The following is a 26,278-nucleotide window of genomic DNA, read 5'->3' on the forward strand; positions in this document are numbered from 1 at the left end:
TTTCCTTATTTATATAAGCATATCGTGCTTAGTTGAGTTCGTGGTATTCGATAAGCCCGTCTATAGGCCTTCTCAAAACGTTGCCCAGCTTCAGGTTGTTCCTGCCTAAAACTTCAGCCAGTTCAGCCTTCAGATAGAAAGCTATCGATCCTACAAAGTGTACTGGCACCTCATGCGCGTTATCATATTGAGTAATGTAGTTATCCACAAATACCTGCATGGCATCTATAATAAGGGCCTTAATGAACGGCTCCTCGCGATTTTGTATCAGGAATTTGGCGAACGTAGCCAGGTAGGCGTTCGGGTTGGGTTCCTTGTACAGGTTATGTTTGATGGTATCCGGCTCAAGATCGTATTCCGACTCAAACTGTGTTGCTAAATGAGCAGGCATTTTATTAAAGTAGTAAGCACGTACAAGGTCGCGGCCAAAACGGTTGCCTGAACAGTCGTCCATAGCAATGTAGCCTAATGACTGCACTTTTTGATGAAGTTCCTCACCATCAAAATAGCTGCAATTTGATCCCGTACCTAATATACAGATGATAGCTTTATCGTTAGTTGGGTTCGTAGCATAAGCAGCCGCATAGGTATCTTCCTTAACAACCACAGAAGCATTCGGGAAAAATTCTTCGAATATCTCCTTCATGAATTTCTTCATCCTGTCGGTACCGCATCCGGCACCGTAAAAATACAGGCTGGTAACATCCTTGCGGTTATTGTAAATATCAAAGCGGGCCTCAAGCCTCTCTATCGCCTCTTCCTTATTGATAACTTCGGGGCTAAGGCCAAGTGTCTGCGAAGTAAAAAGCCTGTTGCCATTATCGTCGAGGGCGATCCAGTCGGCCTTGGTAGCACCACTGTCAACTAATAATTTCATAATAAATTTGGGTTATTTGGGTTAGTTTGGGTATGCGTTTGTTAGTATTGGGTTATGCTTGCGCGAAGTTAGTGTTAACTCCGCTTATTAAAAATAACATGTCCCGATCTTCACAGGAAAACCGGGACATATTATAAAATATTACAATGATGCGATGTGCACCGAAAGGTCGATAAGCTTGCTTGAATAGCCGTACTCGTTATCGTACCATGATACGATCTTGAAGAAGGTCGAATTAAGCCCGATACCTGCTTTGGCATCAACAATGCTCGTCCTTGGGTCAGAGATGAAATCCTGAGATACCACATCGTCTTCCGTAAAGCCCAGGATGCCCTTGAGTTCGTTCTCAGACGATCTTTTAAGCACAGCCATTATATCGTCGTAGCTGGTCTCTTTAGCTACTTTTACCGTAAGGTCAACTACCGATACGTCGGCAGTAGGTACCCTCATCGACATACCCGTAAGTTTGCCGTTCAGTTCCGGGATCACCTTGCCCACTGCTTTTGCAGCACCTGTACTTGCAGGGATGATGTTAAGCAGTGCAGCCCTGCCGCCACGGAAGTCTTTCCTTGAAGGCCCGTCAACCGTAAGCTGTGTGGCTGTAGTAGCGTGTATCGTGGTCATAAGTCCTTCCACGATCCCGAAGTTGTCATTGATCACCTTGGCTAGCGGCGCAAGGCAGTTTGTGGTACATGAAGCGTTCGATACGATCTTGTCAGAGGCTGTGGCTTTGTCATGGTTCACACCCATAACGAACATCGGCGCATCGGCAGATGGTGCAGAGATAACCACTTTTTTAGCGCCGCCTTTAATGTGGGCTTCGGCTGTTTCTAGGGTTGTGAAAATGCCTGTGCATTCTGCTACCACATCTACACCAACTTCGTCCCACTTAAGGGTCGATGGGTCTTTGGCGGCAGTTACCCTTATATGTTTACCGTTCACATAAAGCTGGTTGTCTTTAACCTCAACCTCGCCTGCAAAACGGCCGTGTACCGAATCATATTTTAAAAGGTAAGCCAGGTGATCTACATCAAGAAGGTCGTTTATGGCTACCACTTCAACATTATCCCTGTTGAAGGTTTCGCGGAAAACGATGCGGCCGATCCTGCCGAAACCGTTTATTCCTAATTTAACTTTAGTCATTGTAAATAGATGTTTTTTGGATTTGTTATTTGTGAATTTAGATGGAAACGATGTCCGATACGCGGATGAGCTCTTTGTCAACCTGCGTTTTGCCCTTCACGGCCTGCTCAAGCGGCGTGAGCACTATTTCGTCTTTTATTAAACCTACCATATAGTTGGAATTGCCTTCGATGAGGGTTTCTACCGCCCTTACACCCAGCCTTGAAGCCAGTACCCTGTCAAAGCATGATGGCGAACCGCCGCGCTGCATGTGACCGAGAATGGATACACGCACATCATATTCCGGCATGTTCTCCTCTACATAATCTTTCAGTTCAAAAGCGTTCTTGCCTATTTTATCGCCTTCAGCGATCACTACAATGCTCGATGATTTGCCGGAGGCCTTACTTTTCCTTAATGAATCAAGCAGCCTGTCAAGCCCCATATCTTCCTCAGGGATCAATATCTCTTCCGCGCCCGCGCCTATACCGGCGTTCAGTGCAATGTGGCCTGCATCGCGACCCATAACTTCTATGAAGAAAAGCCTGTTGTGCGAACTTGCCGTATCCCTTATCTTATCGATAACCTCAACTACGGTATTAAGTGCGGTATCATAGCCTAATGTAAAGCTGGTACCGAAAATATCATTATCAATGGTTCCCGGTATGCCTATTACAGGAAAACCGAATTCGTGGTTGAATAGCAATCCGCCAGTAAAGCTGCCGTTCCCGCCTATTACCACAAGTGCATCGATACCCTGCTTAACAAGGTTGGCATGTGCCTTTTGGCGGCCTTCGGCGGTCATGAACTCTTTAGACCGAGCCGACTTCAATATCGTTCCTCCTTTGTTGATGATGTTATTTACGCTTCGGGGACCCATTTCTTTAAAGTCGCCTTCGATCATTCCCTGGTAACCCCTGTAAATACCTGTACATTCAATATTGTGGAATGCGCATGTACGTACAACGGCCCTGATGGCGGCATTCATTCCGGGAGCATCGCCTCCGGAGGTTAGCACACCTATCTTTTTTACATTAATCGACATTTTTTAGTATTTGATCGTAAAATTAATAATTTAATATCAATTATATACTGTAGTTTGCTTTCTATTAGCAAATCTGCAACATTTCAATCGTTTTCGTTAATAAGTTTTCCTTATGAAGATGTTAAGAAGAGCAAAAAAAGCAGCTGGATTTGTAATATGCAACCGCTTTTTTTTCAGTATATGGAATTTTAAAGCTAAATATCTGACAAATTAAGATTTCGGATCAGTCAGTTTCCGGTATTGGCTGTGGCACATTGTCCTGAACCGGTGGTTTTTTCCTGCGGCGGCTCTCATCGAACTTGATGTAATCCGGCGCCAAGTCAGAGTCCGGCATATCCGTATCATTGTTACTTTCCGCCTCTTCCTCCTCTTTTTTGCCGAACAATTTACGCACCAGCTCCCTGAATGTATCAAAGTCGACTTCATACGTCAAACCGATGCCCTGTGTATAGTTGATACCTTCTCCCAGGAAATTAATATCGTTCTCCCTGTTGAATGCCCTTGCCTTAAGCGTGCCATCATCATTCACACGATACTGTACCTCGAAATTGCCCACGACAGCAGCATCGCTCACACCGTTTACCGGCACCCCAAGCTGGCCGTTCACAGTGATGCGGTCGTTGATCTGCGAAGAAACCGTAAGCCCCACCTGCGAGTTAGTCTCTACATACGGGTTCCTGTCCGGACCGGTATAGGTCACTCCTACATTCACTTTACCGTCACCATCGGAAAACAGGTCATTGAACAAACTGCTCGCCCTTTCAAAAAGGCTGCCGTATACCGCAGTACCCGTATTTGTCGGGCTGATGAAACCACCTGTTGATAATAATGCCAATGCCTGTGTCTGCCTCATGTCCATGTCGCTGAGCCTGTATTCAAGATCGGCTTTCAAAACAGAGCCTACGCCGGGGAAGCTTATCACAAAATCCGGTTCAGGCGCGGTAAGGTTTCCTGTGAGCACAATAGTTACCTCTGTGTCGATAGGCCTGCTGAAAGTTGGCGCCTCAAGCAGTACCGATGGATTGGCTTTGGTGCGGTATACTGCTTCAAGGTTCAGCCTTGCGCGGGTAGGGTCGCCTTCCCAGTTGATGGAACCACCCGGCTTTACTGAAAATTTCTTATCCAGAAGGCCTGCATACTTAAAGTTATATAAACCATTGACCACACTAAAGTCGCCCCACATATTGAATTTACCCAGCGTATTTATATCCAAAAGCAATGTTCCATATCCCGTAGCAACGAGGCTGTGTCCGGTATTTTTGTCAATGATCACCTCCAGTTTAGCTTCTGGTGTTACATCAAGCTCAAACTTCATCTCCAATCCCTTTACGGTCTTTGTTTCATTAACAATACCTTTCAGTCTGGCTTCCTTTTCCTCCGGGCTCAGGAAGTGGATGAATGCGGCCGTGCTGCCCGAGGCACCTGTATTATTTATCGGGATCTTAATATCAGTCCCCTTTGCCGACTCTGCGTTAACCTCGATATACAGACCGGTAGCCGGGCCGGTTATGGTAGCAGCACCCTTGATGAACGCAGTGCCATAATACATCGCGTCATCAGAATCTTCTGTATCAAGCACCAGGATCCTGTCCGATTCCATTTTAAGGTCGAGCGCCCAGTCTTTGAATACTTTGTGCTGCACACTGCCATTAAGCCTTGCCTTGGTGTCATATCTTGTATCGGTAAGCTCAATATTCCGGAAGAAAATGATCTCTTCGGTCATATCGATCACTGCGTTCTGCTCAAAATTATAATCCGTGTTCAGGTAACCCACCTTCAGCCCCGCGTCTTTCAGGTAGAGTCGCCCATCGATCTCGGGCTGCTTTACATTCCCAACGATCGCGGCACGTCCTGAAGCACGGCCCCGTATCTCAGGGAATACCGATTTCAGGAACACCGCAAGCGGCCCAATATCAAAATCTGTGAACTGCGCATCGAGCGAAAGCAGTGTCTGCTTGTCCACTATCTCTATATTACCAACTGTCGAGAACGTTTCCTTACCATCATTAGACAAAATGGTATTGACATTGAATTTCCTGAACGCCCTGTCTCCCGTTACCTGCAGGCTCATGTCGCCTAATATGAATTTATTCAGGCGGAGGCTGTCAACCGTGATCGAAGATGCCGGCTGGAACTCCTGCTTGTTCTGCTTGAGGCTTACCTCGCCGTTCACCCGTCCACCAAAAGACAAGCTGTCAATATCTGGGGTGATCTTATGCAGGTCAACATCGTTGAACGTAAGCCTAAGGTCTTTATGATCCTTACCTTTAAGCACACCCATCAGCTCCACCATCTGGTCGTTGTGCGACATCGTGAGTTTGTCTATCGAGAAATCCGTCAGCTTTTTATTGAATACTATCTTGTTGTCATCAGTATTATTCTCATTGATGTACCACATGTAATCCTTGAAGTTGATTTCAGACTTCTTGAAACCTACAACAGAATTATTGTTCTTGTCTATCGTATGGTAAAGATCAAGATTAAAAAAATCCTTCTCCTGGTTCCCACCTTTAAATTCCGACCTCAGGAACAGCGTATCATTTTGTGTCACATTGATAAGGCTGAAATCAGATATCTTATAATTCTTCATGCGCACGCTATCCATGCTAACATAGGCATTATAGAGTGGGTTCTTGTTATTCACATCGACCGAAATATTACTGAACTGGTTGTTGTAGGCGCTAATACTCGGAGAATCGAATGCCAGCACGAACTCACCTTTATCAGCATTGATGCGGCCGCTCAGTTTGGTATCCTGCCCCACTACCACATCGGGGAGCACTATCCCAACGATCTTATTATATACCATTAGGTCAAACTCCACGAACTGGCCTTTGCGTACTTTGTGTGGCGAATAATTGGTATAAAGGCTTCCGAGGGCGTTCTCTACAAGCTTCGGCAATTCTTTGGTATCATACTTGCCCCTCACGCTTCCTTCTATAATATCCTTGGAGTTGAAGGTTATGGTACGTACATTCTCTTCGTCAAAAGTCGATTCAATGAAGAAATCCTCGAAATAATAACTGTCGCGGCTGTTTTGGTAGGAAAGCCTGGATATCTGCAGCGTTCCGGCCATGTCGTTCAGGTTGCTTCCCGTGCCATTGAGCATTAGGTCGCCTTTAAAGATGGAGATCGTATCCTTCTTCATCAAATTGAGCATCTTCAGGTCGGCATAGTCGATCTGCGCGTGGAAATCGTAGCTATTGCGCAGCTTGCTCATATTTACAAGCCCGTCAAAGCTCATAAGCAGGTTGGGGTCGTTGCTGTCTATATTACCCTCGAATATTGGCCATTTAAAACGGCCATCAATGCTAATATTCCTGTAATTATAATTATTCAGGGCAAGCCTGGATATTTCTCCCTTTACTGAGGTATTTAACGACTCTTTATTCAGCCCTTTGCCTTTTACATCCAGGTGTAGCGAGGCATTTCCCAGCATCTTTTCATTAGCCAGGGCGCCAATATTAAAATTGTTCAGGTCGATGGTACCCTCATAGGTCGCTTTATCCTTTTGGTTGAAGTCATTCACAACAAGGTCAGCCTCGGCCTCGCCCAGTTCAGACATTACATACAAGTCGGTGGTGAGGTCTTTTTTGGTAAGGATCACTTTGCCAACCAGGTCAACACGGCCAAACTTTTCCAGTATCTCCGGAAGCGATCTGCCTAATATCCTGGGCATAATGCCGCGAAGGTTGGCGTAGTTGGATGTTACCCTGTCAAAATCGCCGTTCATGTAAAAGCCCGGCCCGGCTTTGTCGAACAGGTGGCGGAAGTTAACCGTACCAATGATCTCCGACCGTTCGGCATCCAGCAGCTTGAGATCGTGCAGGACAAAATTGTTCATAGGCCCAGTAAGCCTTGTAGAGAGGTAATATTTTTGGTCCTTCCCGAATTCGTTATAAAAAAGGTTCAGTTCGTTGGAGGATACCGTAGCGCGGTTTACTTTGAAGTCGAACTTCACACGGTTGACGAAGTCCTTCATATCGTCCTTACCATACGTAAGGCTCACCGCTCCCTTAAGCGCCGATTCGCTTGTAGCCAGCTCAAGGTTGTCGAGCTTCATGTGGGTTTTGGTATACGTAAAGCCGCCTGTCAGGTTTTTTACGAAAAGCTTACGGTGGTCCAGTAGCGACAGCTTTTTAATGTTAGCCGTTATATCGCTTCCTTTAATGAAGAAATCCTTTAACTCTCCGTTCAGCTTTTGAAAGTCGAGTATGCGGTGGGTAACGGCATTCTCGTTCGTAAGGCGGTAGCGCCCGTTGCTTACGGCAAGGTCGGCCACCCGCATCCTGAATTTTCCTGAGCCGGGCTTACCATTATCGAACGCTTTTACAAAATGGTCAAGGTTGGAGGTTTTCTCCCCCTTGTAGGTTTTCATGTGGAAGTTGAGCCTTTCTGCCTTTAGTGTGCCAAAGCGCAGGTCACTGTTAGTAGCGGCCCGAAAGCTGAGGATGTTGGTCTGCACCCTGTCGGCTGAGATAAGGGTATCGTTATGGTGGTCGAGTACGAGGACGCCCTTCAGCTTTACGCCCCCAAAAATGGATATGGCGATCTTGTCGATATATATGTTGGTGCCAAAGCTTTTATTAAGTTCATCGGTAGCGTAGTGGGCTATCTTGGTCTGGACAAAAGGCAGGGACAAAGCAATGCCAAGGAGTAGCAAAAACAGGACAATGCCTATCAGCGTGCGTACAAGTATTTTTTTAAGTTTTTTGATACCCCGTAATTGTTTAAATTTGTCCCCCCGGCGTTTTAAGCAATTTGGAACAAAAGTAGGAATTTTTACTCATGTTAAATTTGCTTTAACCCTTTTTTATAACTCAAAATCCGTGCCTTAATTATGTCAGAGGATCCCGTCTACATTTTAGCCATCGAAAGTTCGTGCGATGATACCGCCGCGGCAGTGCTCCAAAACAGTAAAATGCTGTCCAATATCGTGGCACGGCAGGATGTACACGAGCAGTATGGCGGCGTAGTACCTGAGCTGGCGTCGCGCGCGCACCAGCAAAATATAGTACCCGTAATTGATGTGGCATTGCAAAAAGCCGGTGTAGAAAAGTCGCAGCTTTCTGCCATTGCGTTCACGCAGGGGCCGGGGCTCATGGGTTCGCTTTTAGTAGGCAGCTCGTTCGCCAAGTCACTGGCGCTCGCTTTAGACATCCCGCTTATCGCCGTAAACCACATGCAGGCACATATATTAGCCCATTTTATTGATGAGGAAGGCTTCGACAAGCCGGAGTTCCCGTTCCTGGCCATAACCATTAGCGGAGGGCACACACAGATCGTGAGGGTTAGCGACTTTTTCGACATGGAAGTGATAGGCGAAACCACTGATGATGCCGTAGGCGAAGCGTTCGACAAAAGCGCGAAGATACTGGGACTGCCCTACCCCGGCGGGCCATTGGTAGACAAATATGCCAAAGAGGGCAACCCGAAAGCCTTTGCCTTTACCAAGCCAAAAGTACCGGGAATGGATTTCAGCTTTAGTGGGCTAAAGACACAGATACTCTATTTCGTACAGAAGAACATGGCCCAGGATCCCGACTTCATAAAGGATAATATGGCCGACATCTGCGCATCCATACAACATACCATCATCAACATACTTATGGATAAGCTGAAGCTGGCCGTAAAGGAAACCGGAATTAAGCAGGTGGCCATAGGCGGCGGGGTTTCTGCCAACAGCGGCATACGGGGCGCCATTAAGGATGCTGAAAAAAAATATGGCTGGAAAACCTTCATCCCTAAATTTGAATATACTACCGATAATGCAGCCATGATCGGCATTGTGGGCTACCAGAAATACATCCAGGAAATGTTTAACGATGCTTCGGTAGCATCAAAAGCAAGAATTGAACTGTAATGCAGCTATTTTACAACCCCGACATACAGCCCGGCGACAATGCTTTTACCTTCGATAAGGAAGAAAGCCGCCATATTGTAAAAGTGCTTCGTAAGAAAGAAGGCGATAAGATCCATATTACCAACGGCAAAGGCCAGCTCTTTACGTCGGAAGTGATCTTTGCCAATGAAAAGAAGTGTGAGGTAAAGATCACTGCCGAAGAGACTTTCGAACCCACCCCCTACACCCTGCACCTTGCCGTAGCGCCGACCAAAATGAACGACCGGTACGAGTGGTTCCTGGAAAAAGCTACCGAAATAGGTGTACACGAGATAACGCCTGTCATCTGTGAGCACAGTGAGCGCACCAACTTCAAAGCCGACCGTTTTGAGAAGATACTGCAAAGCGCCATGAAGCAGTCGGCGCAGTTTTACATGCCAAAACTGAACGAGCCTGTGCATTTTGATATTTTTGTAAATGCGCAATTCGAAGGCCAGCTGTTCATTGCCCATTGTGAGGAAACCGACAAGAAGCTTTTAAAGAACGTACTTCAACCGAAACAGCAGGTTACCATCCTCATTGGCCCGGAGGGTGATTTTTCGACTAAAGAGATAAAGCTGGCCCTAGATAAGGGTTATATTCCCGTATCCTTAGGAAATACAAGGCTGCGCACTGAGACTGCGGCTGTTGTGGCGGCGCATAGTGCGGCGTTTGTGAATGAGTGATGGCAAGGACGGACAAATAACTTTGTTTTCCTATATTTACATTCCAATTTCCACGTTATCCAACCATGAAGAAACTCCTCTACATATTCCTCCTGTCCCCTGCCCTGCTGATGGCGCAGGAGATCGCCGTGCTTAAATACTCGGGTGGTGGCGACTGGTACGGCAACCCGACCTCCCTGCCTAACCTGGCCAAATTCTGCAACCAGCAAATCCATACCAAAATAAACACTAAGACAGCGACTGTAGAAGTCGGCAGCGCCGACCTGTTCTCCTATCCGTTTATACATATGACGGGGCACGGCAACGTGGTGTTCAGCGATAATGACGCAGCCAACCTGCGCAATTATCTTACCTCGGGCGGCTTCCTGCATGTTGACGATAATTATGGCATGGACAAGTTCATCCGCAAGGAGCTGAAAAAGGTTTTCCCGAATAATGAATTAGTGCAGGTTCCCGTGAGCCACGAGATATACAAAGGGCCATTTGCCTTTCCGCAAGGTATGCCCAAGATCCACGAGCACGACAATAAGCCGCCACAGGCATGGGGTATCTTTGTAGAGGGAAGATTGGTACTGCTATACACTGTTGAGACTGACCTTGGTGACGGCTGGGAAGATGCCGAAGTGCACAACGACCCACGCGAGGTTAGGGAAAAAGCACTGAAGATGGGCGCGAACATCCTGAACTACGCTTTTAATAATTAAGATCTTGAAGCTGTTACGTTATGCAATGTAATATAACATGACCATAGAAAGAGCCATACCAACAGACCATGATGTCCTTACAGCAATAACAAAGCGGTCAAAAGCCTATTGGGGCTACTCGCAGGAACAGCTTCAGGAATGGGACGCGCTCCTTACGTTCACACCGGAATATATTACCAACACCGAAACCTATAAGCTGGTTTCGGAAGGTGTAGCCATAGGATATTATTCTGTTTTCGTGGCCGACCCGCAAACCCTCAAGCTGGACAACCTTTTTATTGTACCGGAATTCATTAGCAAAGGCTTTGGTAAAAAATTGATGGAGCATCTTTTTGAAAAAGCGGCTTTGTACAAATGCGCTGCCATCCTCCTTGATTCCGACCCAAATGCCGAAAGCTTTTACAGCCGCTTTGGGTTCGTTACCATTGGGCAAATCGAGAATGCCCATAAAACAAGGTTTTTACCGGTAATGAAAAAGTCACTCTAGCGACTTTCACCTCGTAAACCTGCATGAAATACAGCTTCCGGCAGCCTTGGCACAACTCTTAATCTTGTATTAAAGGCAGGAGCGTTCCCTTATTTTTTTCTTACATTCGGGAAACCAAATTTTAACAAAACATGGTCACCTCAAAAACTATAGCCAACGGCATACTGCGCGCCGTAGGTATCGGCGCGGCAATTTACTTAGGCTTACTGTTCCTATACAAGATCCAATCGGTCATCATCTATCTATTTGTAGCGCTTATCCTTAGTATGATCGCCAGCCCTATAGTTTATTTTCTGAAACACAAGCTTAAATTTCCGCACGTTGTAGCCGTTATCACTACCCTGTTACTATTCCTTGGGATGCTGGTCGGTTTTGTATTGCTGTTCGTGCCACTTATCGTTTCGCAAAGCGAAAACCTCTCGCTGCTCGACACCGCCCAACTGGAGCAGGACATCAACAGCCTGATGCTGCAGGTGGATAATACCTTTAACATCGATACTAAAAAGATTATGCGGGAGGCAGACTTTACGTCCACGATCGATTTCAACTTCATCCCTAATTTCATTAACTCACTGCTTGGGATATTAAGCGGCTTCGGAATGGGGCTGGCATCAGTACTGTTCATCAGCTTCTTTTTCCTCAAGGACAGGAAGCTGTTTACCATCAATGCCAAAAAAGTGCTGCCGGATGCCCACGAAGAAAAGATACTCGTTTCCCTTCGCAAGATCAACTACCTCCTGAGCCGTTACTTCATCGGGCTTATTGTACAAATGACCATACTTTTCGTAATGTACCTCATTGTCCTGCTCATATTCGGGGTGGAAAATGCTTTCATCATCGCCTTTATAACGGCATTGCTCAATATCATCCCTTATATTGGCCCCATCATTGCTACAGCGCTTGTGGTGGTGCTTACCCTTTTAGGCCACATAGGGCCCGAAGACCAGGCCACAATGTTCTCGACCACGCTATATGTAGTGATAGGCTACTGCGCGGCACAGTTCATAGATAACAATATCAGTACTCCTTTGATATTTTCAAACAGCGTGAATTCGCACCCATTGGAAATATTTATCGTAATTTTGGCGAGCGGGTTTGTTTTCGGTATCCTGGGCATGATCGTAGCCGTACCGGTGTATACCATCTGTAAGGTTGCCGCCAAGGAATTCTTCCCAAAAAACCCGGTAGTCAAAGTACTCACCAAAGACATATAGCATTTTGTTCTCACAGCTTTTAGACCTTAAGGTCCAGCAGTTCATAAAAGACAATACCGGCAGCCCCACAGACAGGCTGGCGCTGCAAAAGAACCCTTTTCCCGAACTACAATGGGCAGATATCCTGAACCAGGTCTCAGCACGGGCTAAGGCTAAAGTCAAGCTGCCAACCTGGTTCGAGACAGAGGGTATTATTTACCCATCCAAAATATCAGTGGAGCAAACCTCATCCGAAACTGCCGCGGAATATAAAGCCGGACTGGTATCGGGCGAAAGCCTCATCGACCTTACAGGAGGCTTCGGCATCGATGACTATTACTTTTCTAAAAGGATGGGCAACGTGACCCACTGCGAGCTCAACCTTGAGCTTTCGGCCATTGCAAAGCACAATTTTGAAATGCTCGGTGCAGAAAATATTGAATGCCTGCCGGGTGATAGCCTTGACATACTCGAACTGTTAGACAAGCAATGGGATTGGATGTATATTGATCCTTCCCGCCGGAGCGATGCCAAGGGTAAGGTTTTTCTGCTGAAGGACTGCCTGCCGAATGTGCCAATGCTCCTCGATACGTACTTTAAATATACCAAAAGGATCCTTGTAAAGACCGCTCCCCTGCTCGACATAAGCGCAGGGCTGGGCGAACTGCATTCGGTTAAGGCAATACATATCGTGGCGGTAAATAATGAAGTAAAAGAATTGCTTTGGATGCTTGAAAAAGGTCATGAAGGGGCACCAATGCTCTATGCCGCTGCCTTGACAAAAGACAGCCTGGAGATCTTTGAATCGGCATACGATGATCCGGATGAAGCTTTTTATGAGCTGCCCCAAAAGTACCTTTACGAACCCAACAGCGCCATTATGAAGTTGGGGGCGTTTGATGCGGTCAGCCGCCACTACAGCGTTGCCAAGCTGCACAAGCATACCCAACTGTATACTTCAAATGAACTTATTGATCTCCCCGGCAGGCGGTTTGTTATCAACGAGACAATCCCATTCCAAAAAGACCTAATGAAGCAGTTTCAAGGTGAAAAAATGAACATTACCGTGCGCAATTTTCCCATATCGGTAGAAGAGCTCCGCAAAAAATGGAAGCTGAAGGACGGCGGGGATGTATATGCATTTTTTACTACTGATAAAAAGGAAGAGAAAGTAGTATTGATGTGTTCGAAAGTTTAGCTTACTACTCTATCGGGACTAACTTATAGATCGCCGCGGCAGGTTGTTCTACAGCTACATAAATAAACCCGTCAGGAGCCATGCGCACATCGCGCACACGACCAATGTTCTTCAGCAGCTTTTCCTCGCCTGTTATTTTTGTACCATCGAGATACGAAAGGTTCAGGTACTGGAAACGCAGTGAGCCCGACAGTATGGCACCCTTCCATGGCTTGTATTTATCTCCTGTAACAAATGCCAGCCCCGATGGCCCGATAGACGGTATCCAGTAATGCTGTGGGTCGGTAATGCCGGGTGCAGTTGTTTTATCGGTAATAGTAGTACCATTGTAATTGATGCCATAGCTTGTTAGGGGCCAGCCATAATTTTTGCCCGGCTGGAGGATATTGATCTCATCACCCCCGCGCGGGCCATGCTCGTTTTCCCAAATTTCACCTGTAAGAGGATGCAGTGCAAGTCCCTGAGGGTTGCGGTTGCCATAGGTATACAGCGAGGTTACCTTACCTGAGCCATCTTTAATTGGGTTATCTGCCGGGATGGTGCCATCATCATTGATGCGGTGTACTTTTCCTAATTGATTATTATCTGTAGCCTGTGGGTTTTCGCGTTCATTGCCGCGCTCCCCAACCGAGATGAACAGGTGTCCTGTGCCGTCAAATACCAGACGGCTGCCGTAGTGGTGGCGGGTAGATTGGTACGGTAGCGCTTCGAAAATTATCTTTTGCTCCGATAACCCTGCCCTGCCCAGTTTGGCACGCATAACGGCTGTAGTAGCAAGGCGTTTGTTATCAGGATGTGGCTTTGAGTAGGAGAAGTAAACCAACTGGTTCTTTACAAAATCAGGGTGGATCGCAACATCCAGAAGGCCGCCCTGCCCTTCGGCAACTACTGGCGGTACGCCTTTGATCTCTTGTTTTTGCTTATTGAAAACTTTGTACATTTTGCCCCCGCGGTCAGTAACCAGCATTCCACCGTCAGGAAGGAAAGCCATACCCCATGGCACATCGATACCGGTCGCAACAATTTCAAGTTTTACCGTCAGCTTTTCTGTTTTAAAAACATCCGATCTTGGCCTGTCATCAAAATCATATTCCCTGCGTTCTTTTATACCGGTAAGGATATATTGCGCCAGTTCCTCGATCTCTTTATCGCTAAAGGTTTGCGCAAAAGCAGGCATGCCATCGTCGGGCCAGCCATTTTTTATGCCTTTTACCAGATCTTTCAGTCCGTTGCCATGTTTCCAGTCGCGGTCAACAAAAGCATTCATCTTTTCGCCGTGGCAGCCTGCACAGTAGGCAGCATAGTTTTCCTGAGGACCGGCATTAACTTCAACAGGGACCTTATCCGCTGCTGTATAGGGTTTATTTTGCTTGATACAGCATATGGCAGTAACAGCGGCGAGGGTAATGCCGGGAAGTAAGAGGTAGCTTTTCATGATAGTGTTTCTTGGCAAGGATAAAGCTACCACATTCCGTTTGAAATAGCAACGACCCAAAAATTAAATTTGTGTTGGCATTACATTTGTACCTATATTTGGAACCTTTACCATAAACGATGAAGAAATTTTTATTATTTGCTTTTACTATCTTATCCCTTTCGGTTACCGCACAGACAGAATGTAAGACCACCGAAGAAAAGAATGATGACGGTACTGTTATAAAGTCGACCCCGGACCACCTGATGTATGAAAAGGTATTTGCGGGATCGTCGCAGTTCCTGTTCTTTTCGCTTTCGAGCCATGACGGCACACCGGTACTCAATTTACAGTTACTCGCTAAAAGCAAGGAGTTCCCCAAAGCCTATTGCCTTGACAAGACCTCCAGGGTCTTTGTACAGCTTACCAATGGCAAGATCGTTACCCTTATAAGCGCGCTGGAAGAGCAATGCTCCGGCCTCGTTTATGACTCGGCTGAGAAGAACAACATCAGGGTCCTTACTGGTATGTTCCTGTTCACCAAAGGATCGTTAGAAGAACTTGAAAATAACCCCATCTCGTTCATCAGGGTAAAATATGCCACAGAAACAGTAGACTACCCTGTAAAGAAGGAACTGAACAGCGAAACCATGGCTGTGAAGTATTATCCGGAAAGTTATTTCATCAATACGCTAAAGTGTATTAAATAATTAAGAATGTATTGTGCTGACTGCTAAATACTTTAAAAATACATTTCAAAAAAATCAAAAAAACCTTAAAAAATAGTTGCAGATAATAATATCAAAAGTTACATTTGCAACCGCAAAAAAGGCTAAATGCCTTGGCTAGCAGGAGAGGTGCCGGAGTGGTAACGGAGCAGATTGCTAATCTGTCGACGTGCAAACGTCGCCAGGGTTCGAGTCCCTGTCTCTCCGCTTTTTTTTCGGGGTGTAGCGTAGCCCGGTCATCGCGCCTGGTTTGGGACCAGGAGGTCGCAGGTTCGAATCCTGCCACCCCGACAAAAGCCGGACAGTAATGTCCGGCTTTTTTGTTTTTTACAACATACAATATAATATTCACCGGTCTATATATCGCTATAAAAAGTAAAAACATCGGGCGATTTTGCAGAACCTTAGCTTTTATCAAATCTTTTACTATCTTTGCACCCGCAAAACGGTCGCGTAGCTCAGCTGGATAGAGCACCTGCCTTCTAAGCAGGCGGTCTCAGGTTCGAATCCTGACGCGATCACCTAAACCCGTTCAAATGAGCGGGTTTTTTGTTTTTTAATAATTCTCAGATGCAGTTTTAGTCCCAACTACCCCCTGTCATTGTCGCTTTTTCACATAGGCGTATCTTATATACATAATGTACCTTTGGATAAACCAAACAAAGAAAAGATGAGAAAGATAATTTCGTTCATACACATATCACTCGACGGATTTGTGGCAGGCCCCAACGGTGAGATGGACTGGATCACCGTTAACCAGGAGATATTTGACCATGGGGAAAAGCGCATAAGCAAGGGAGATACTGCGTTATACGGACGCGTAACCTACGACATGATGGAAAGCTACTGGCCTACCGCTGCCGATAAGCCCAATGCTACAACGCACGACATCAATCATTCAAAATGGTATGCCGGTGTGCATAAGGTAGTCCTGTCAAGAACGATGGAAGGGGCTGATCTGGATAAAACAACCATAATAAGCAATAACCTTCAGGAGAGGATCAAGGAAATAACGCAGCAGCCCGGCGAGGATATCCTGCTTTTCGGCAGCCCGACAGCCACACATTCGCTGATCGGGCTAAATATGATCGATGGTTACTGACAGTTTGTCAATCCGGTTATCCTTAGCAAAGGCATTCCGCTGTTTAAAGGCGTTCAGGACAAAACAAAATTGAAGCTGCTAAACACCACCAAATTTGATAGCGGGGTAACCGAATTGAATTATATTGTAGAGAGGTAATAAATAGTCTGTGCAAATAGTATAAACCCGTTCTACATTGAGCGGGTTTTGTTTTTAGGGATCATACTATTAAATCTCCGAACAAATACTAGTTACTGCTCCTTTTCATGTATTTTTTCCCATCATTTTCACTACCTTTATTCCTGAAGTTCCGCTTTTTGGGCGGAGCGAATACTAACTTCAAAAACATTTATGGAAACAACACAAGCTAAGGCCTTTGGTACCGAAACGACTATAGCGCCTTTACAACCAATGACCATCGAAAGAAGGCAGCCCACCGCTAAGGATGTGGAGATCGACATACTGTACTGCGGCGTATGCCACTCTGATCTGCATACGGCACGCAACGACTGGGGTGGGTCGGTTTACCCTGTCGTTCCCGGCCACGAGATCGTGGGCAGGGTACTGTCTGTTGGCGGCGGGGTAACAAAAGTAAAACCCGGCGATCTTGTTGCCGTTGGCTGCATGGTCGACTCCTGCAAACAATGCTCAAGCTGCGAAGAGGATCTGGAGCAATACTGCCTAAACGGTTTTACCGGCACTTACAACGGCAACGACAAGCACCTTAATATCCAAACCTATGGCGGATATTCTGAAAAAGTGGTGGTAGATGAGCATTTTGTACTCACCATGCCGGAGAACCTTGATCCTGCCGCAGCGGCTCCGCTATTGTGCGCAGGCATTACTACGTGGTCGCCACTGCGCCACTGGAATGTGGGCGAAGGCAGCAAAGTAGCGGTTGTAGGCCTTGGAGGCCTTGGCCACATGGCGATAAAACTGGCCAATGCACTGGGCGCGCACGTAACGCTTTTCTCGAGGACACCCGGAAAAACACAGGACGCGCTGGACTTAGGTGCGCACGAAGTAGTCATATCTACTGACGCAGATGACATGAAAAAGGTTAACGGCAAATTCGACATCATCATCGATACCGTGCCGTATGTACATGACCTGAACCCTTACGTTGCAACACTGGCCATCAACGGTACATTGGTGGTAGTGGGTTACCTTGGGCCGCTTGAGCACATGCTCAATACCGTGCCTATGATCCTTGGGCGTAAGACGGTGGCAGGCTCTGTTATCGGAGGTATTGCCGAAACCCAGGAAATGCTTGACTTTTGCGGAAAACACAATATCGTTTCGGAGATCGAGACTATCAAGATACAGGACATCAATGAGGCTTTCGAGCGCATGGTTAAAAGCGACGTACGATATCGTTTTGTGATCGATATGGCTTCGCTGAAAGGGTAAACTATCGTAAACAGTTTTCAGGAACCCGTTCGTTATGGACGGGTTTTGTTTTATGTACCATACTATAACCACTGCCTGTAAGTTATTATACACAAACCAACCTAAACGAATGAAAAAATCCCTTACTGTAGTAGCACTACTCCTGCTCCCTTTTTTATCAAGATCGCAAACTGAACATTTTACTTTAAAAGCTACCGTAAAAAATACCGGGCAGGACTATGTTACCCTAAATTATGAACCGCGGTTAAGGGGCACGTTAAGCCCTGAAGGCTATCAGGCAACAGGCGCAGTAATTGACAGTAAAGGAAACTTCAAACTGGGATCTGACAGGATAGCTGATGGCGCCGAATACTACCTTGACTTCAACAAGAAGATCATACGGCTGGTACTTTTCAATGATGATGAGCTGAAACTGGAGGCTGACCTCGATAATTTGCAGGGATCGATATTTGCTACCGGAAAGGGTGCGGGAAAGATCAACGTGATGTACCTGCCACAATTTGAGTACAAGCTAATTGACACAAAACTATCTTTAAATGAGTTTGTTGCCAGGAACGACAGCACCGTTGCATCGCGCCTCACACTGTTAGAAGCTATTCACTCTAAAAACACACTATCTCCAGCCATTGTCAGTGCACCGAATTCACAAAAGATGCAGCGTATCATAAAGGAAACTCCATTATCCCAAAAGGAATATGACTTTTTGAAATTGGATATAGAGGTCCAACGGTACCTGGTATCCGACTACATTTCAGCGACATCAGAAACCGCAAGTTATAGCAATGTAGCAATAAACCCCGAAAGTCAATTCTTTAATGCTTTTAGGAGAGACGATCACCGGAAAATTAAAAACCTCAATCACTATCATTTCGGCAATGCGGCAGAGCAGATATTGAAGTTTGAATTCATAAGGACAAAACTGGAAGCGAACACTACGCTCACTTATAAAGATTGGAACAAAACCATAGTGTGGGAAGAATATAGTGCCTGGATAAAGCAATACCTAAGGGATAATTTTACAGCCGAGGTACACGACAGCTACTATACCGATATCCTTAACTGGTATGCGACCATGGGAATAGATGATGCGTCATTATACCAATATCTCAAAGATAATGCTTACAACAAAGAATGCCTCAACCGTTACGATGTCTTCAAAAAGCTATTGGACAACGGGCTCAATGATGCTAACTACGATTTGAACAAGAAAACAATGATGCTTGATAAACCGGCTTTTGACGCACTGTTGCAAAAACACAAAGGTAAGAGCGTACTGTATGTATTTTGGTCGGCCCAGTTTGCCGGAGCATCGGTACTCAACTGCCTGCCTGCCGTTGCCTACCTTGAAAAACAATACGGGCTTATCGTCATTAACATTTGCGTAGACAGGGCCGAACACAAAAACCTTTGGGCGGCACGCATAATAGATAGCGATTGGAAAGGCAGTCATTACTTCATGCCTGTCGAGAATAATGCCGATACACTGGAAGCTTTCGGGAACAGCAATATCGGCTCATTCTGTTCCGGCGGAGCGGCTTACATCCTGGTAAATAAGACGGGCGATATCCACAAGGACATAACGAGGCCGACGGAACTAACAAGTACTAAAATGGCTTCATATCTAAAATAGCCAATGTACTAATCTAAACCTTGAAAACCACTTTTAACAGATCTCACAAAAAATTGATAATAAAAATTATATTTTATCTATATTTAGCCAACATAAACATACAATCTAAAACAATCGTTTAAATGAGATCTTATTCCATTAAAGAGGTCAGCGATCTGGTAGGCGGAGAAATTGTTGGCAGCTCTGCCGATGCCATCTCCTGGCCCCAACAGATCGAAATGGCCGAACCCGGAAACATTACCTTTATCGGGAATGCTAAATACGAAAAACTTTGGGCGGCCTCAAAAGCATCGGTTGCTATCGTTAACGACAACATTTCCATAGAGCCCGGCGAAGGCAGGGCTTTCATCAAAGTGAAAAATGCCGACCTGGCCATGTCGAAAGTACTGGAGCTGTTCAACCCGGCGCCACCCCGTTTTGACGATGCCATTCACCCCAGTGCGGTGATCCACCCTACGGCCACAATTGGCGAAGGCACAAAGATCGGGGCCAATGCATACATAGGCCCTAATGTACAGATCGCAGAGAACGTAACCATCTATCCCAACGTTACCGTTCTCGACGACTGTACTATTGGCAAAAATACCATCCTCTGGCCGGGTGTCGTGATGCGCGAACGATGCCATGTAGGCGCACACTGCATACTCCACCCTAATGCAGCAATAGGTTCAGACGGTTTCGGGTTTACCCCTTGTGCCGAACGCGGCCTGGCGAAGATCCCCCAGATAGGCAATGTAGTTTTGGGGAATGCCGTAGAGATAGGTGCCAACTCCTGTGTGGACCGCGGCAAGTTCAGTTCTACCATTTTGGGCGATGGCTGTAAGATCGACAACCTCGTACAGATAGGCCACAACAGCGTTCTGGGCAAATTCTGCATCATGGCGGGCAACAGCGGCCTGGCAGGCTCAGTAACGCTCGGCGACGGCGTGATAATCGGCGGAAGTGCATCGATAAAAGACCACAGCACTTTAGGATCAGGCGTAATAATTGGCGCTGGTTCGGGTGTGACGGGCGATGTCCCTGCCGGGAAAACCATGCTGGGCTACCCTGCCGTAGAAGCACGTACCGCACTCAAGCAGTGGGCGGTTTTGAAAAGGCTGGCGGAGAATAAATAATATTTTTGCCACGAATTATACCAATTTTTCCAATTCAGGTTTTGTGAAAATTAGTGTAATTCGTGGCTTATTTTATCCTTTAAGGCCACTTATCGCATTAATAAAATACGGCGAATCGTTCCACTGTATCCTCCGGTAGCGCTTTCCCTGCCGCAACGGTTCAGGAAGTGATCCCCATAGCGATGCCTTTATTTTTTCGAGCAGCAGCTTTCGCGTAAAACTGTCTGAAATTACCAAACTGATCTCACGCGATGGTGCAGGTTCCTGAAATCGTTTGTAAGTCATTGATGCATCATTAATAACTGATAATTCAGGCACAATGGCAAAACCAAGCCCGGCACGCACCATATTCTTAAGTGTTTCCACCGAACTGATATCATAGCTGAATTGCTCAGCAATAGGTCCATTCGCATTTTTAATACCGCAAATATCCAGCAACTGGGCATTGTAACAGTATTCCTGCCGCAACAGCAGGAGATCTTGCATATCGCCTGGGTTGAGCTGGTAGAGGCCTTCAGTAGTTATGGCTGAACTATTGGGCAATGCCACAAAAGGCTCATTGAACACTACATGTTCCCTTAGTTGCGGATGGCCCGTAGGCGTCGCCATGAGCGCGATGTCGATAGCTCCGGTAAGCACGCCTTCCATCAGTTGGCCGGTGTTCATTTCCTTTATGATGAATTGTATTTTGGGTGTTTCAAGGCCGATCGCCTTCATGAATTGCGGGATAAGGTAAGGCGATAACGTACTGATCACCCCAATGGTGACCGATCCTTCAAGGTCATCCTTTTGCCGAATGACAAAGTCGCGTATTCCGTCTGCCTCGTGCAATGTTTTTTTAGCCCGCAAGATGATCTCCCGGCCTGCTTCAGTAGGCTTTAGGGGTACTTTGTCACGATCAAATATCTTGATGCCTAATTCTTCTTCAAGGTTTTTCAGTTGTATGGTCAGCCCGGGCTGGGTAACCATGCAAACCTCTGCGGCTTTAGCAAAATGGCGGTGATCATCCAGCGCGACAATATATCGGAGTTGTTGTAGTGTCATGATCATAAAAATAATTAATAAAATTATAAAATTATTAATTTGATTCAACAATACTTCCTGCATAAATTTGCTTTATAATTCAACGGAATAATAATCTTAAATCAATAACCATGAAATTTACAAGAAAAGCAAATGCCAACTGGAAAGGTTCAGGCATGGAAGGACAGGGAACGATCAGCACACAGAGCACAACGCTTGACAAAGCACAGCTATCGTTCAAAACCCGTTTTGCCGAAGGCGTGGGCACTAACCCCGAAGAACTTATCGCTGCGGCACATTCCGGCTGCTACACCATGCAATTGAGCTTCCTGCTGAGCGAACTTGGCTTTACGCCCGAGAACCTTGACACCGAAGCACAGCTTACTTTTGAGGACGGCACGATCACGAAGATCCACATGAAACTGGAAGCTACCGTTCCCGGAATCACTGAGCAGGATTTTCAGGCGACAGCTCAAAAAGCTAAGGAGATCTGCCCGGTATCAAAAGTGCTAAATGCAGAGATAACGCTTTCGGCAACTTTAGCATAATTTATATTTAGCCATGAATTTCACTAATTCAGAATTGGTGAAATTCGTGGCAAATTATTTTTACCTGTAAACAAACTCTAGCGTAACCACGTCGCCATTGATGGCATAAATCCTGGCCCTGGCATTATTTTGACTTACTTTTGTGAAAAGTTCGTAGTCGGTCACGTTACCGAGGTGAACAGATGTCCACGAGGTTTCCTGCGCATGGATGCTAACAGTTTGTGTTTCGCCGGTAAGCTCGAGCGTTACTGCATCGCCAACGTCTATACCCGATGTTTTTACGGTCTCAACCGGCACTGTAAGGTTGGCCGTAACAAAATATTCTTTTTGCCTTTCCGGAGACTTGTCGCCGCCGCTTACCAGCTTTACGATACCAAGAATGAGGGATATGACAGTAATAACGATCGAAATGGCTTCCATAGGTTGGTTTTTTGATGCAAGTATATGAAGAAATAAAATGCGTTACCCTATCAGCCGGATTATTTTTCAGATGTCAGATCGTATATATTTGTAAGATAAACAGACGTATAATGAAAGGTAATTGGGAAGGATATTACAGATATGACCATAATTGGGTACGCGAAGCCAAAGGCGTTGAAAAGACGGGCTTTAGCATAGAGATAAAAATATTTGACGGTATTAATTTTGAAGGCACTGTTAATGATGATGTCGCCACAGGCGGAATGGCCGAAACGGGCAGGATAATTGGCACTGTATCAAAAAATATTATACGTTTCAGGAAATTCATGCCGGTAGGATCTGAAATACATCCTGACGGGAGCAGCCGTAAAACAGGGAGGGAACACAAGACCATTTATTATTCAGGCATCTTATCTGAAGACGGAACTACTATTACGGGACAATGGAAATTCAGGCGTTCAATAGCTTTTTTATATGGCTTTATCCCCTTCCCATACAGCCCCGGTACAGGAACGTGGCGTATGACCAATAAGCCCTGATCTTTATTTCCTAAAATTCAACAAACCAGTTATTTTGACCAACATTTTTATGTACTTTATTTTTATCTGTACCAAAATTCATTAATTTCGCAACCACAACAAACAAAAGACACATAACATTATGAATAAGAAAGTAGTTATCGTATCGGCAGTACGTACGCCAATAGGCAGCTTCATGGGCGCATTGTCAACCGTTCCGGCTTCACAACTTGGAGCAGCAGCTATCAAGGGCGCACTTGAAAAAATAAACCTTGACCCTAAGCATGTTGATGAAGTGATAATGGGCAACGTAGTACAGGCCGGTGTAGGCCAGGCTCCCGCACGCCAGGCATCACGCCACGCAGGTCTTCCTGACAACGTTATTGCCACTACAGTAAATAAAGTATGCGCATCGGGCATGAAAGCCGTTATGCAGGCCGCACAGGCCATACAGCTTGGCGATGCCGATGTGGTCGTTGCAGGCGGCATGGAGAACATGAGCCTTATACCACACTACGTACAAATGAGGACAGGTGCTAAATTTGGCCCTGCCACAATGATCGACGGCATGCAGAAAGACGGCCTTAGCGATGCTTATGACAACAATGCCATGGGTGTACACGCTGATGCCTGCGCTACTGAATACAGCATTTCCCGTGAGGACCAGGATAACTTTGCCATCGAATCGTACAAGCGTTCTGCCAATGCGTGGGATGCCGGTAAATTTGACAATGAAATAGTTCCTGTAGCCGTACCACAACGCAAAGGTGACCCGATCATGGTAACCAAAGACGAAGAATACAGCAATGTAAAACTGGATAAGATACCTGCACTTAACCCTGCCTTTACCAAAGAAGGCACGGTAACTGCAGCCAATGCTTCTACCATCAACGATGGTGCTGCCGCATTGGTGCTTATGAGCGAGGAGAAGGCAAATGAGCTTGGCCTGAAGCCGCTTGCTTACATCAAAGGGTACGCTGATGCCGAGCAGGAGCCAAAATGGTTTACTACTGCCCCTGCAAAAGCGCTTCCGAAAGCCCTTGACAAAGCAGGCATCTCAAAAGACGATGTTGATTTCTTCGAATTCAACGAAGCGTTCTCGGTAGTAGGACTTGCCAACTGCAAGATACTTGGCCTTGATGCCGGCAAAGTGAACGTGAACGGTGGTGCCGTATCGCTTGGGCACCCACTGGGATGTTCGGGCGCGAGGATCATCGTAACGCTTATCAATGTTCTTGAGCAGAACAATGCCAAAACAGGCGCTGCGGCTATCTGCAACGGTGGCGGTGGTGCATCGGCTATCGTTTTGGAACGTGCTTAAAAATTGATCTTTATTTAATAAAGTTGTTATTAACTTCGGTGAAAACAGCGCTCAGCATATAACGCTGCTTCGGGAATATCCGCTATATTTGCGGTAAACGGGGCAGCGTTAGCTTTTTTACGCAACGCTCAACCAACAGAGGATAGGAAATAATAAATAATCAATCAGAAAATGTTCGGCATTTGCGATCTTGCTATTGTACCCCTTCGTTTAGAGCCAAGTGACAGGAGCGAAATGACCTCACAAGTCCTTTTTGGGGAACATTTCAGGATACTCGAGCAAACCCAAAAATGGTCGCGTATCGAAATGGGCTACGACAGCTACGAGGGATGGATCGATAACAAGCAGTTCCGCATCATTTCTGAAAGCGATTACCATACATTGCAAAGCACCCCGGCAGTACTTAACGCCGACCTGATAGAATATACTACCGGCAGTAACAACAGCCTTATGCCCATTCCTTTGGGAGCTGCCGTTACATTTCTTGACCATCCAGCGCTTAATGTTGATAATTTTGCTTTCGAAGGGCTTAAAGCCAGCGGCATGACCAGCAAGCAAAGCCTGGTCCAAACCGCTTACATGTACCTCAACGCGCCGTACTTGTGGGGTGGCAAAACACCTTTCGGTATCGACTGTTCGGGCATGGTACAGATGGTATACAAACTTAATGGCTACGACCTTTTACGCGATGCATCGCAACAGGCTACACAAGGCGAAGCGCTCAGTTTTATTGAAGAAAGCGAACCCGGCGACCTTGCTTTTTTCGATAATGAGGAAGGCCGGATCATACACGTGGGTATCATCATGGAGGATAACTATATCATCCACGCCCATGGCAAAGTACGCATTGACCGCCTGGATCACCTGGGCATTTATAACATTGACACCAAAAGGCATACGCACAAACTTCGTGTGATCAAAAAGATCATCTAATCCATTGGCCGGGCGCGTAGTGTAATTACCCCTCTACTGTGATCATAGCAAAAGGGCATAAAATTTGCTATCTTTACAGTGCTATGAAAAAATACCTATCACTCCTACCCCTGCTGTTCCTGTTCTTGATAACGGGATGCAGCTCTGACGACTCCACTACCGATGCCCCGCTAACAGCGCGCAATATCCTTAACGTAGCCTATGGGTCCGACGCACAGCAATCCATGGATGTGTACCTGCCTGCGGGACGCGATGAAGATACTAAGGTCATTGTGCTGGTGCACGGCGGCGCGTGGACTTCCGGCAGTAAAGATGATATAACCTCCCTTGTATCTCTATTGCAGCAGCGTTTTCCAAGTCATGCCATAGTGAACATCAACTACAGACTGGCTACTGAGAATAGTCCTGCCATGCCCAAGCAGATCGATGACATTGAAAGCGTGCTAAACCATCTCGAAGCAAGCGATTACCATGTATCGGACGATTATGCCTTTATTGGATTTAGCGCGGGCGCTCACCTTTCTATGCTCTACGCCTATGCTTACGATACGGAACATGATGTGAAAGCTGTGGTGGATGTAGTAGGCCCGGCGGACTTTACCGATCCGGAATACCTGGCGCACGACCTTTACCCGGTCGCGGCATTGTATCTGGTTGGCACGTCGGCTCCAACTACCGCACAAATTGCTTCAATTAGCCCTGCAAGCCATATTACAACACAATCGCCGCCTACCCTCTCCTTTTACGGCGGTGTAGACCCTTTGGTACCCGCAACACAGGGGCCAAGGCTAAAGGCAAAGCTGGACCAGGCAGGTGTGTACAACGAATTCAATTTTTATCCTGATGGTGGCCATGGCGATTGGGACGTTGCCACTTACGCTGAAGTTTACAATAAAGTTGAAGCCTTTTTAATGAATAGGTTTTAACGCAAAATGCTTAACAAT

At 46.2% G+C, this 26,278-nt stretch carries 23 protein-coding genes and 3 tRNA genes; 19 read left to right on the plus strand and 7 right to left on the minus strand.

Features of this window, described 5'->3' with window-relative positions; all coding sequences use genetic code 11:
• Nucleotides 1-28: 28 nt before the first annotated feature.
• The 4 genes from ACT6R0_RS16540 to ACT6R0_RS16555 all read right to left on the minus strand — a co-directional run bounded on the left by ACT6R0_RS16540 (nucleotide 29) and on the right by ACT6R0_RS16555 (nucleotide 7,707).
• Entirely contained in the window at nucleotides 29-877 is an 849-nt protein-coding gene (locus tag ACT6R0_RS16540; protein WP_444654813.1) for an N-acetylglucosamine kinase, read from the minus strand.
• 141 nt (nucleotides 878-1,018) lie between these two features.
• Nucleotides 1,019-2,020 carry a type I glyceraldehyde-3-phosphate dehydrogenase gene (gene gap, locus ACT6R0_RS16545; RefSeq protein WP_444654814.1) on the minus strand — a complete coding sequence of 334 codons (1,002 nt, stop codon included), beginning with the start codon at nucleotides 2,018-2,020 and terminating at the stop codon, nucleotides 1,019-1,021.
• A gap of 37 nt (nucleotides 2,021-2,057) precedes the next feature.
• Nucleotides 2,058-3,044 carry a 6-phosphofructokinase gene (pfkA, locus tag ACT6R0_RS16550; protein WP_444654815.1) on the minus strand — a complete coding sequence of 329 codons (987 nt, stop codon included), beginning with the start codon at nucleotides 3,042-3,044 and terminating at the stop codon, nucleotides 2,058-2,060.
• 223 nt (nucleotides 3,045-3,267) lie between these two features.
• Nucleotides 3,268-7,707, minus strand: coding sequence for a translocation/assembly module TamB domain-containing protein (locus tag ACT6R0_RS16555; protein ID WP_444654816.1), 4,440 nt, complete (start codon nucleotides 7,705-7,707; stop codon nucleotides 3,268-3,270).
• 177 nt (nucleotides 7,708-7,884) lie between these two features.
• On the opposite strand from ACT6R0_RS16555, the gene tsaD reads away from it, so the two are divergent.
• The 6 genes from tsaD to ACT6R0_RS16585 all read left to right on the plus strand — a co-directional run bounded on the left by tsaD (nucleotide 7,885) and on the right by ACT6R0_RS16585 (nucleotide 13,193).
• Nucleotides 7,885-8,907, plus strand: a complete 1,023-nt coding sequence (tsaD, locus tag ACT6R0_RS16560; protein WP_444654817.1) for a tRNA (adenosine(37)-N6)-threonylcarbamoyltransferase complex transferase subunit TsaD — start codon at nucleotides 7,885-7,887, stop codon at nucleotides 8,905-8,907.
• The gene (locus ACT6R0_RS16565; protein ID WP_444654819.1) at nucleotides 8,907-9,611 is read left to right on the plus strand and encodes a 16S rRNA (uracil(1498)-N(3))-methyltransferase; all 705 of its coding nucleotides are present in this window, start codon (nucleotides 8,907-8,909) and stop codon (nucleotides 9,609-9,611) included. Before tsaD ends, ACT6R0_RS16565 begins: the two co-directional genes overlap by 1 nt.
• Before the next feature lie 65 nt (nucleotides 9,612-9,676).
• Complete coding sequence (locus tag ACT6R0_RS16570; RefSeq protein WP_444654821.1) at nucleotides 9,677-10,315, plus strand: DUF4159 domain-containing protein; 639 nt, start codon at nucleotides 9,677-9,679, stop codon at nucleotides 10,313-10,315.
• Nucleotides 10,316-10,352: 37 nt separating this feature from the next.
• On the plus strand, nucleotides 10,353-10,802 hold the full coding sequence (locus ACT6R0_RS16575) for a GNAT family N-acetyltransferase (RefSeq protein ID WP_444654823.1): 450 nt from the start codon (nucleotides 10,353-10,355) through the stop codon (nucleotides 10,800-10,802).
• Nucleotides 10,803-10,933: 131 nt separating this feature from the next.
• Nucleotides 10,934-12,016, plus strand: coding sequence for an AI-2E family transporter (locus tag ACT6R0_RS16580; protein WP_444654825.1), 1,083 nt, complete (start codon nucleotides 10,934-10,936; stop codon nucleotides 12,014-12,016).
• A gap of 4 nt (nucleotides 12,017-12,020) precedes the next feature.
• Complete coding sequence (locus ACT6R0_RS16585; protein ID WP_444654826.1) at nucleotides 12,021-13,193, plus strand: THUMP-like domain-containing protein; 1,173 nt, start codon at nucleotides 12,021-12,023, stop codon at nucleotides 13,191-13,193.
• A gap of 4 nt (nucleotides 13,194-13,197) precedes the next feature.
• Here ACT6R0_RS16585 and ACT6R0_RS16590 read toward each other — a convergent pair whose 3' ends face one another.
• The gene (locus tag ACT6R0_RS16590; protein ID WP_444654828.1) at nucleotides 13,198-14,628 is read right to left on the minus strand and encodes a PQQ-dependent sugar dehydrogenase; all 1,431 of its coding nucleotides are present in this window, start codon (nucleotides 14,626-14,628) and stop codon (nucleotides 13,198-13,200) included.
• A 119-nt stretch (nucleotides 14,629-14,747) separates the two neighbouring features.
• Here ACT6R0_RS16590 and ACT6R0_RS16595 point away from each other — a divergent pair, with 119 nt between their 5' ends.
• From ACT6R0_RS16595 to lpxD, 8 genes are all read left to right on the plus strand, one after another.
• Nucleotides 14,748-15,317: a hypothetical protein gene (locus tag ACT6R0_RS16595; RefSeq protein ID WP_444654830.1), complete on the plus strand. Its 570-nt coding sequence runs from the start codon at nucleotides 14,748-14,750 to the stop codon at nucleotides 15,315-15,317.
• A gap of 141 nt (nucleotides 15,318-15,458) precedes the next feature.
• Nucleotides 15,459-15,542, plus strand: a tRNA-Ser gene (locus ACT6R0_RS16600).
• Between the two features lie 9 nt (nucleotides 15,543-15,551).
• Nucleotides 15,552-15,626, plus strand: a tRNA-Pro gene (locus tag ACT6R0_RS16605).
• A gap of 156 nt (nucleotides 15,627-15,782) precedes the next feature.
• Nucleotides 15,783-15,856 (plus strand) — tRNA-Arg (locus ACT6R0_RS16610).
• Nucleotides 15,857-16,005: 149 nt separating this feature from the next.
• Nucleotides 16,006-16,437: a dihydrofolate reductase family protein gene (locus ACT6R0_RS16615; RefSeq protein ID WP_444654832.1), complete on the plus strand. Its 432-nt coding sequence runs from the start codon at nucleotides 16,006-16,008 to the stop codon at nucleotides 16,435-16,437.
• A 330-nt stretch (nucleotides 16,438-16,767) separates the two neighbouring features.
• The gene (locus ACT6R0_RS16620) at nucleotides 16,768-17,826 is read left to right on the plus strand and encodes an NAD(P)-dependent alcohol dehydrogenase (protein ID WP_444654834.1); all 1,059 of its coding nucleotides are present in this window, start codon (nucleotides 16,768-16,770) and stop codon (nucleotides 17,824-17,826) included.
• Between the two features lie 109 nt (nucleotides 17,827-17,935).
• Nucleotides 17,936-19,456, plus strand: a complete 1,521-nt coding sequence (locus ACT6R0_RS16625; RefSeq protein WP_444654835.1) for a hypothetical protein — start codon at nucleotides 17,936-17,938, stop codon at nucleotides 19,454-19,456.
• A gap of 122 nt (nucleotides 19,457-19,578) precedes the next feature.
• Nucleotides 19,579-20,571 (plus strand): UDP-3-O-(3-hydroxymyristoyl)glucosamine N-acyltransferase, encoded by a 993-nt coding sequence (gene lpxD / locus ACT6R0_RS16630; protein ID WP_444654837.1) that lies wholly within the window; start codon nucleotides 19,579-19,581, stop codon nucleotides 20,569-20,571.
• A 72-nt stretch (nucleotides 20,572-20,643) separates the two neighbouring features.
• Here the strand turns inward: lpxD and ACT6R0_RS16635 are convergent, their stop codons facing one another.
• Nucleotides 20,644-21,615 carry a LysR substrate-binding domain-containing protein gene (locus ACT6R0_RS16635; protein WP_444654839.1) on the minus strand — a complete coding sequence of 324 codons (972 nt, stop codon included), beginning with the start codon at nucleotides 21,613-21,615 and terminating at the stop codon, nucleotides 20,644-20,646.
• Between the two features lie 110 nt (nucleotides 21,616-21,725).
• On the opposite strand from ACT6R0_RS16635, the gene ACT6R0_RS16640 reads away from it, so the two are divergent.
• The gene (locus ACT6R0_RS16640; RefSeq protein ID WP_444654841.1) at nucleotides 21,726-22,142 is read left to right on the plus strand and encodes an OsmC family protein; all 417 of its coding nucleotides are present in this window, start codon (nucleotides 21,726-21,728) and stop codon (nucleotides 22,140-22,142) included.
• A gap of 60 nt (nucleotides 22,143-22,202) precedes the next feature.
• Here ACT6R0_RS16640 and ACT6R0_RS16645 read toward each other — a convergent pair whose 3' ends face one another.
• Entirely contained in the window at nucleotides 22,203-22,562 is a 360-nt protein-coding gene (locus tag ACT6R0_RS16645; protein WP_444654843.1) for a hypothetical protein, read from the minus strand.
• 110 nt (nucleotides 22,563-22,672) lie between these two features.
• Here ACT6R0_RS16645 and ACT6R0_RS16650 point away from each other — a divergent pair, with 110 nt between their 5' ends.
• From ACT6R0_RS16650 to ACT6R0_RS16665, 4 genes are all read left to right on the plus strand, one after another.
• Entirely contained in the window at nucleotides 22,673-23,101 is a 429-nt protein-coding gene (locus ACT6R0_RS16650) for a hypothetical protein (protein ID WP_444654845.1), read from the plus strand.
• A gap of 121 nt (nucleotides 23,102-23,222) precedes the next feature.
• The gene (locus tag ACT6R0_RS16655) at nucleotides 23,223-24,401 is read left to right on the plus strand and encodes an acetyl-CoA C-acyltransferase (RefSeq protein WP_444654846.1); all 1,179 of its coding nucleotides are present in this window, start codon (nucleotides 23,223-23,225) and stop codon (nucleotides 24,399-24,401) included.
• Between the two features lie 171 nt (nucleotides 24,402-24,572).
• Complete coding sequence (locus ACT6R0_RS16660) at nucleotides 24,573-25,334, plus strand: C40 family peptidase (protein WP_444654848.1); 762 nt, start codon at nucleotides 24,573-24,575, stop codon at nucleotides 25,332-25,334.
• An 83-nt stretch (nucleotides 25,335-25,417) separates the two neighbouring features.
• Nucleotides 25,418-26,260, plus strand: coding sequence for an alpha/beta hydrolase fold domain-containing protein (locus ACT6R0_RS16665; protein ID WP_444654850.1), 843 nt, complete (start codon nucleotides 25,418-25,420; stop codon nucleotides 26,258-26,260).
• Nucleotides 26,261-26,278: the final 18 nt, after the last annotated feature.

This window comes from Flavobacterium sp. (assembly GCF_052437795.1).
Lineage (GTDB): Bacteria > Bacteroidota > Bacteroidia > Flavobacteriales > Flavobacteriaceae > Flavobacterium.

What these genes read in the sequence shown, in the direction of transcription:
- ACT6R0_RS16660 (WP_444654848.1), top strand. Translation starts at nt 24,573, where the DNA reads ATGTTCGGCATTTGCGATCTTGCTATTGTACCCCTTCGTTTAGAGCCA.
- ACT6R0_RS16635 (WP_444654839.1), bottom strand. Translation starts at nt 21,615, where the DNA reads ATGACACTACAACAACTCCGATATATTGTCGCGCTGGATGATCACCGC.
- lpxD (WP_444654837.1), top strand. Translation starts at nt 19,579, where the DNA reads ATGAGATCTTATTCCATTAAAGAGGTCAGCGATCTGGTAGGCGGAGAA.
- ACT6R0_RS16620 (WP_444654834.1), top strand. Translation starts at nt 16,768, where the DNA reads ATGGAAACAACACAAGCTAAGGCCTTTGGTACCGAAACGACTATAGCG.
- ACT6R0_RS16665 (WP_444654850.1), top strand. Translation starts at nt 25,418, where the DNA reads ATGAAAAAATACCTATCACTCCTACCCCTGCTGTTCCTGTTCTTGATA.
- ACT6R0_RS16625 (WP_444654835.1), top strand. Translation starts at nt 17,936, where the DNA reads ATGAAAAAATCCCTTACTGTAGTAGCACTACTCCTGCTCCCTTTTTTA.
- ACT6R0_RS16590 (WP_444654828.1), bottom strand. Translation starts at nt 14,628, where the DNA reads ATGAAAAGCTACCTCTTACTTCCCGGCATTACCCTCGCCGCTGTTACT.
- ACT6R0_RS16575 (WP_444654823.1), top strand. Translation starts at nt 10,353, where the DNA reads ATGACCATAGAAAGAGCCATACCAACAGACCATGATGTCCTTACAGCA.
- pfkA (WP_444654815.1), bottom strand. Translation starts at nt 3,044, where the DNA reads ATGTCGATTAATGTAAAAAAGATAGGTGTGCTAACCTCCGGAGGCGAT.
- ACT6R0_RS16645 (WP_444654843.1), bottom strand. Translation starts at nt 22,562, where the DNA reads ATGGAAGCCATTTCGATCGTTATTACTGTCATATCCCTCATTCTTGGT.
- ACT6R0_RS16595 (WP_444654830.1), top strand. Translation starts at nt 14,748, where the DNA reads ATGAAGAAATTTTTATTATTTGCTTTTACTATCTTATCCCTTTCGGTT.
- ACT6R0_RS16615 (WP_444654832.1), top strand. Translation starts at nt 16,006, where the DNA reads ATGAGAAAGATAATTTCGTTCATACACATATCACTCGACGGATTTGTG.
- tsaD (WP_444654817.1), top strand. Translation starts at nt 7,885, where the DNA reads ATGTCAGAGGATCCCGTCTACATTTTAGCCATCGAAAGTTCGTGCGAT.
- ACT6R0_RS16565 (WP_444654819.1), top strand. Translation starts at nt 8,907, where the DNA reads ATGCAGCTATTTTACAACCCCGACATACAGCCCGGCGACAATGCTTTT.
- ACT6R0_RS16655 (WP_444654846.1), top strand. Translation starts at nt 23,223, where the DNA reads ATGAATAAGAAAGTAGTTATCGTATCGGCAGTACGTACGCCAATAGGC.
- ACT6R0_RS16650 (WP_444654845.1), top strand. Translation starts at nt 22,673, where the DNA reads ATGAAAGGTAATTGGGAAGGATATTACAGATATGACCATAATTGGGTA.
- gap (WP_444654814.1), bottom strand. Translation starts at nt 2,020, where the DNA reads ATGACTAAAGTTAAATTAGGAATAAACGGTTTCGGCAGGATCGGCCGC.
- ACT6R0_RS16580 (WP_444654825.1), top strand. Translation starts at nt 10,934, where the DNA reads ATGGTCACCTCAAAAACTATAGCCAACGGCATACTGCGCGCCGTAGGT.
- ACT6R0_RS16570 (WP_444654821.1), top strand. Translation starts at nt 9,677, where the DNA reads ATGAAGAAACTCCTCTACATATTCCTCCTGTCCCCTGCCCTGCTGATG.
- ACT6R0_RS16640 (WP_444654841.1), top strand. Translation starts at nt 21,726, where the DNA reads ATGAAATTTACAAGAAAAGCAAATGCCAACTGGAAAGGTTCAGGCATG.
- ACT6R0_RS16540 (WP_444654813.1), bottom strand. Translation starts at nt 877, where the DNA reads ATGAAATTATTAGTTGACAGTGGTGCTACCAAGGCCGACTGGATCGCC.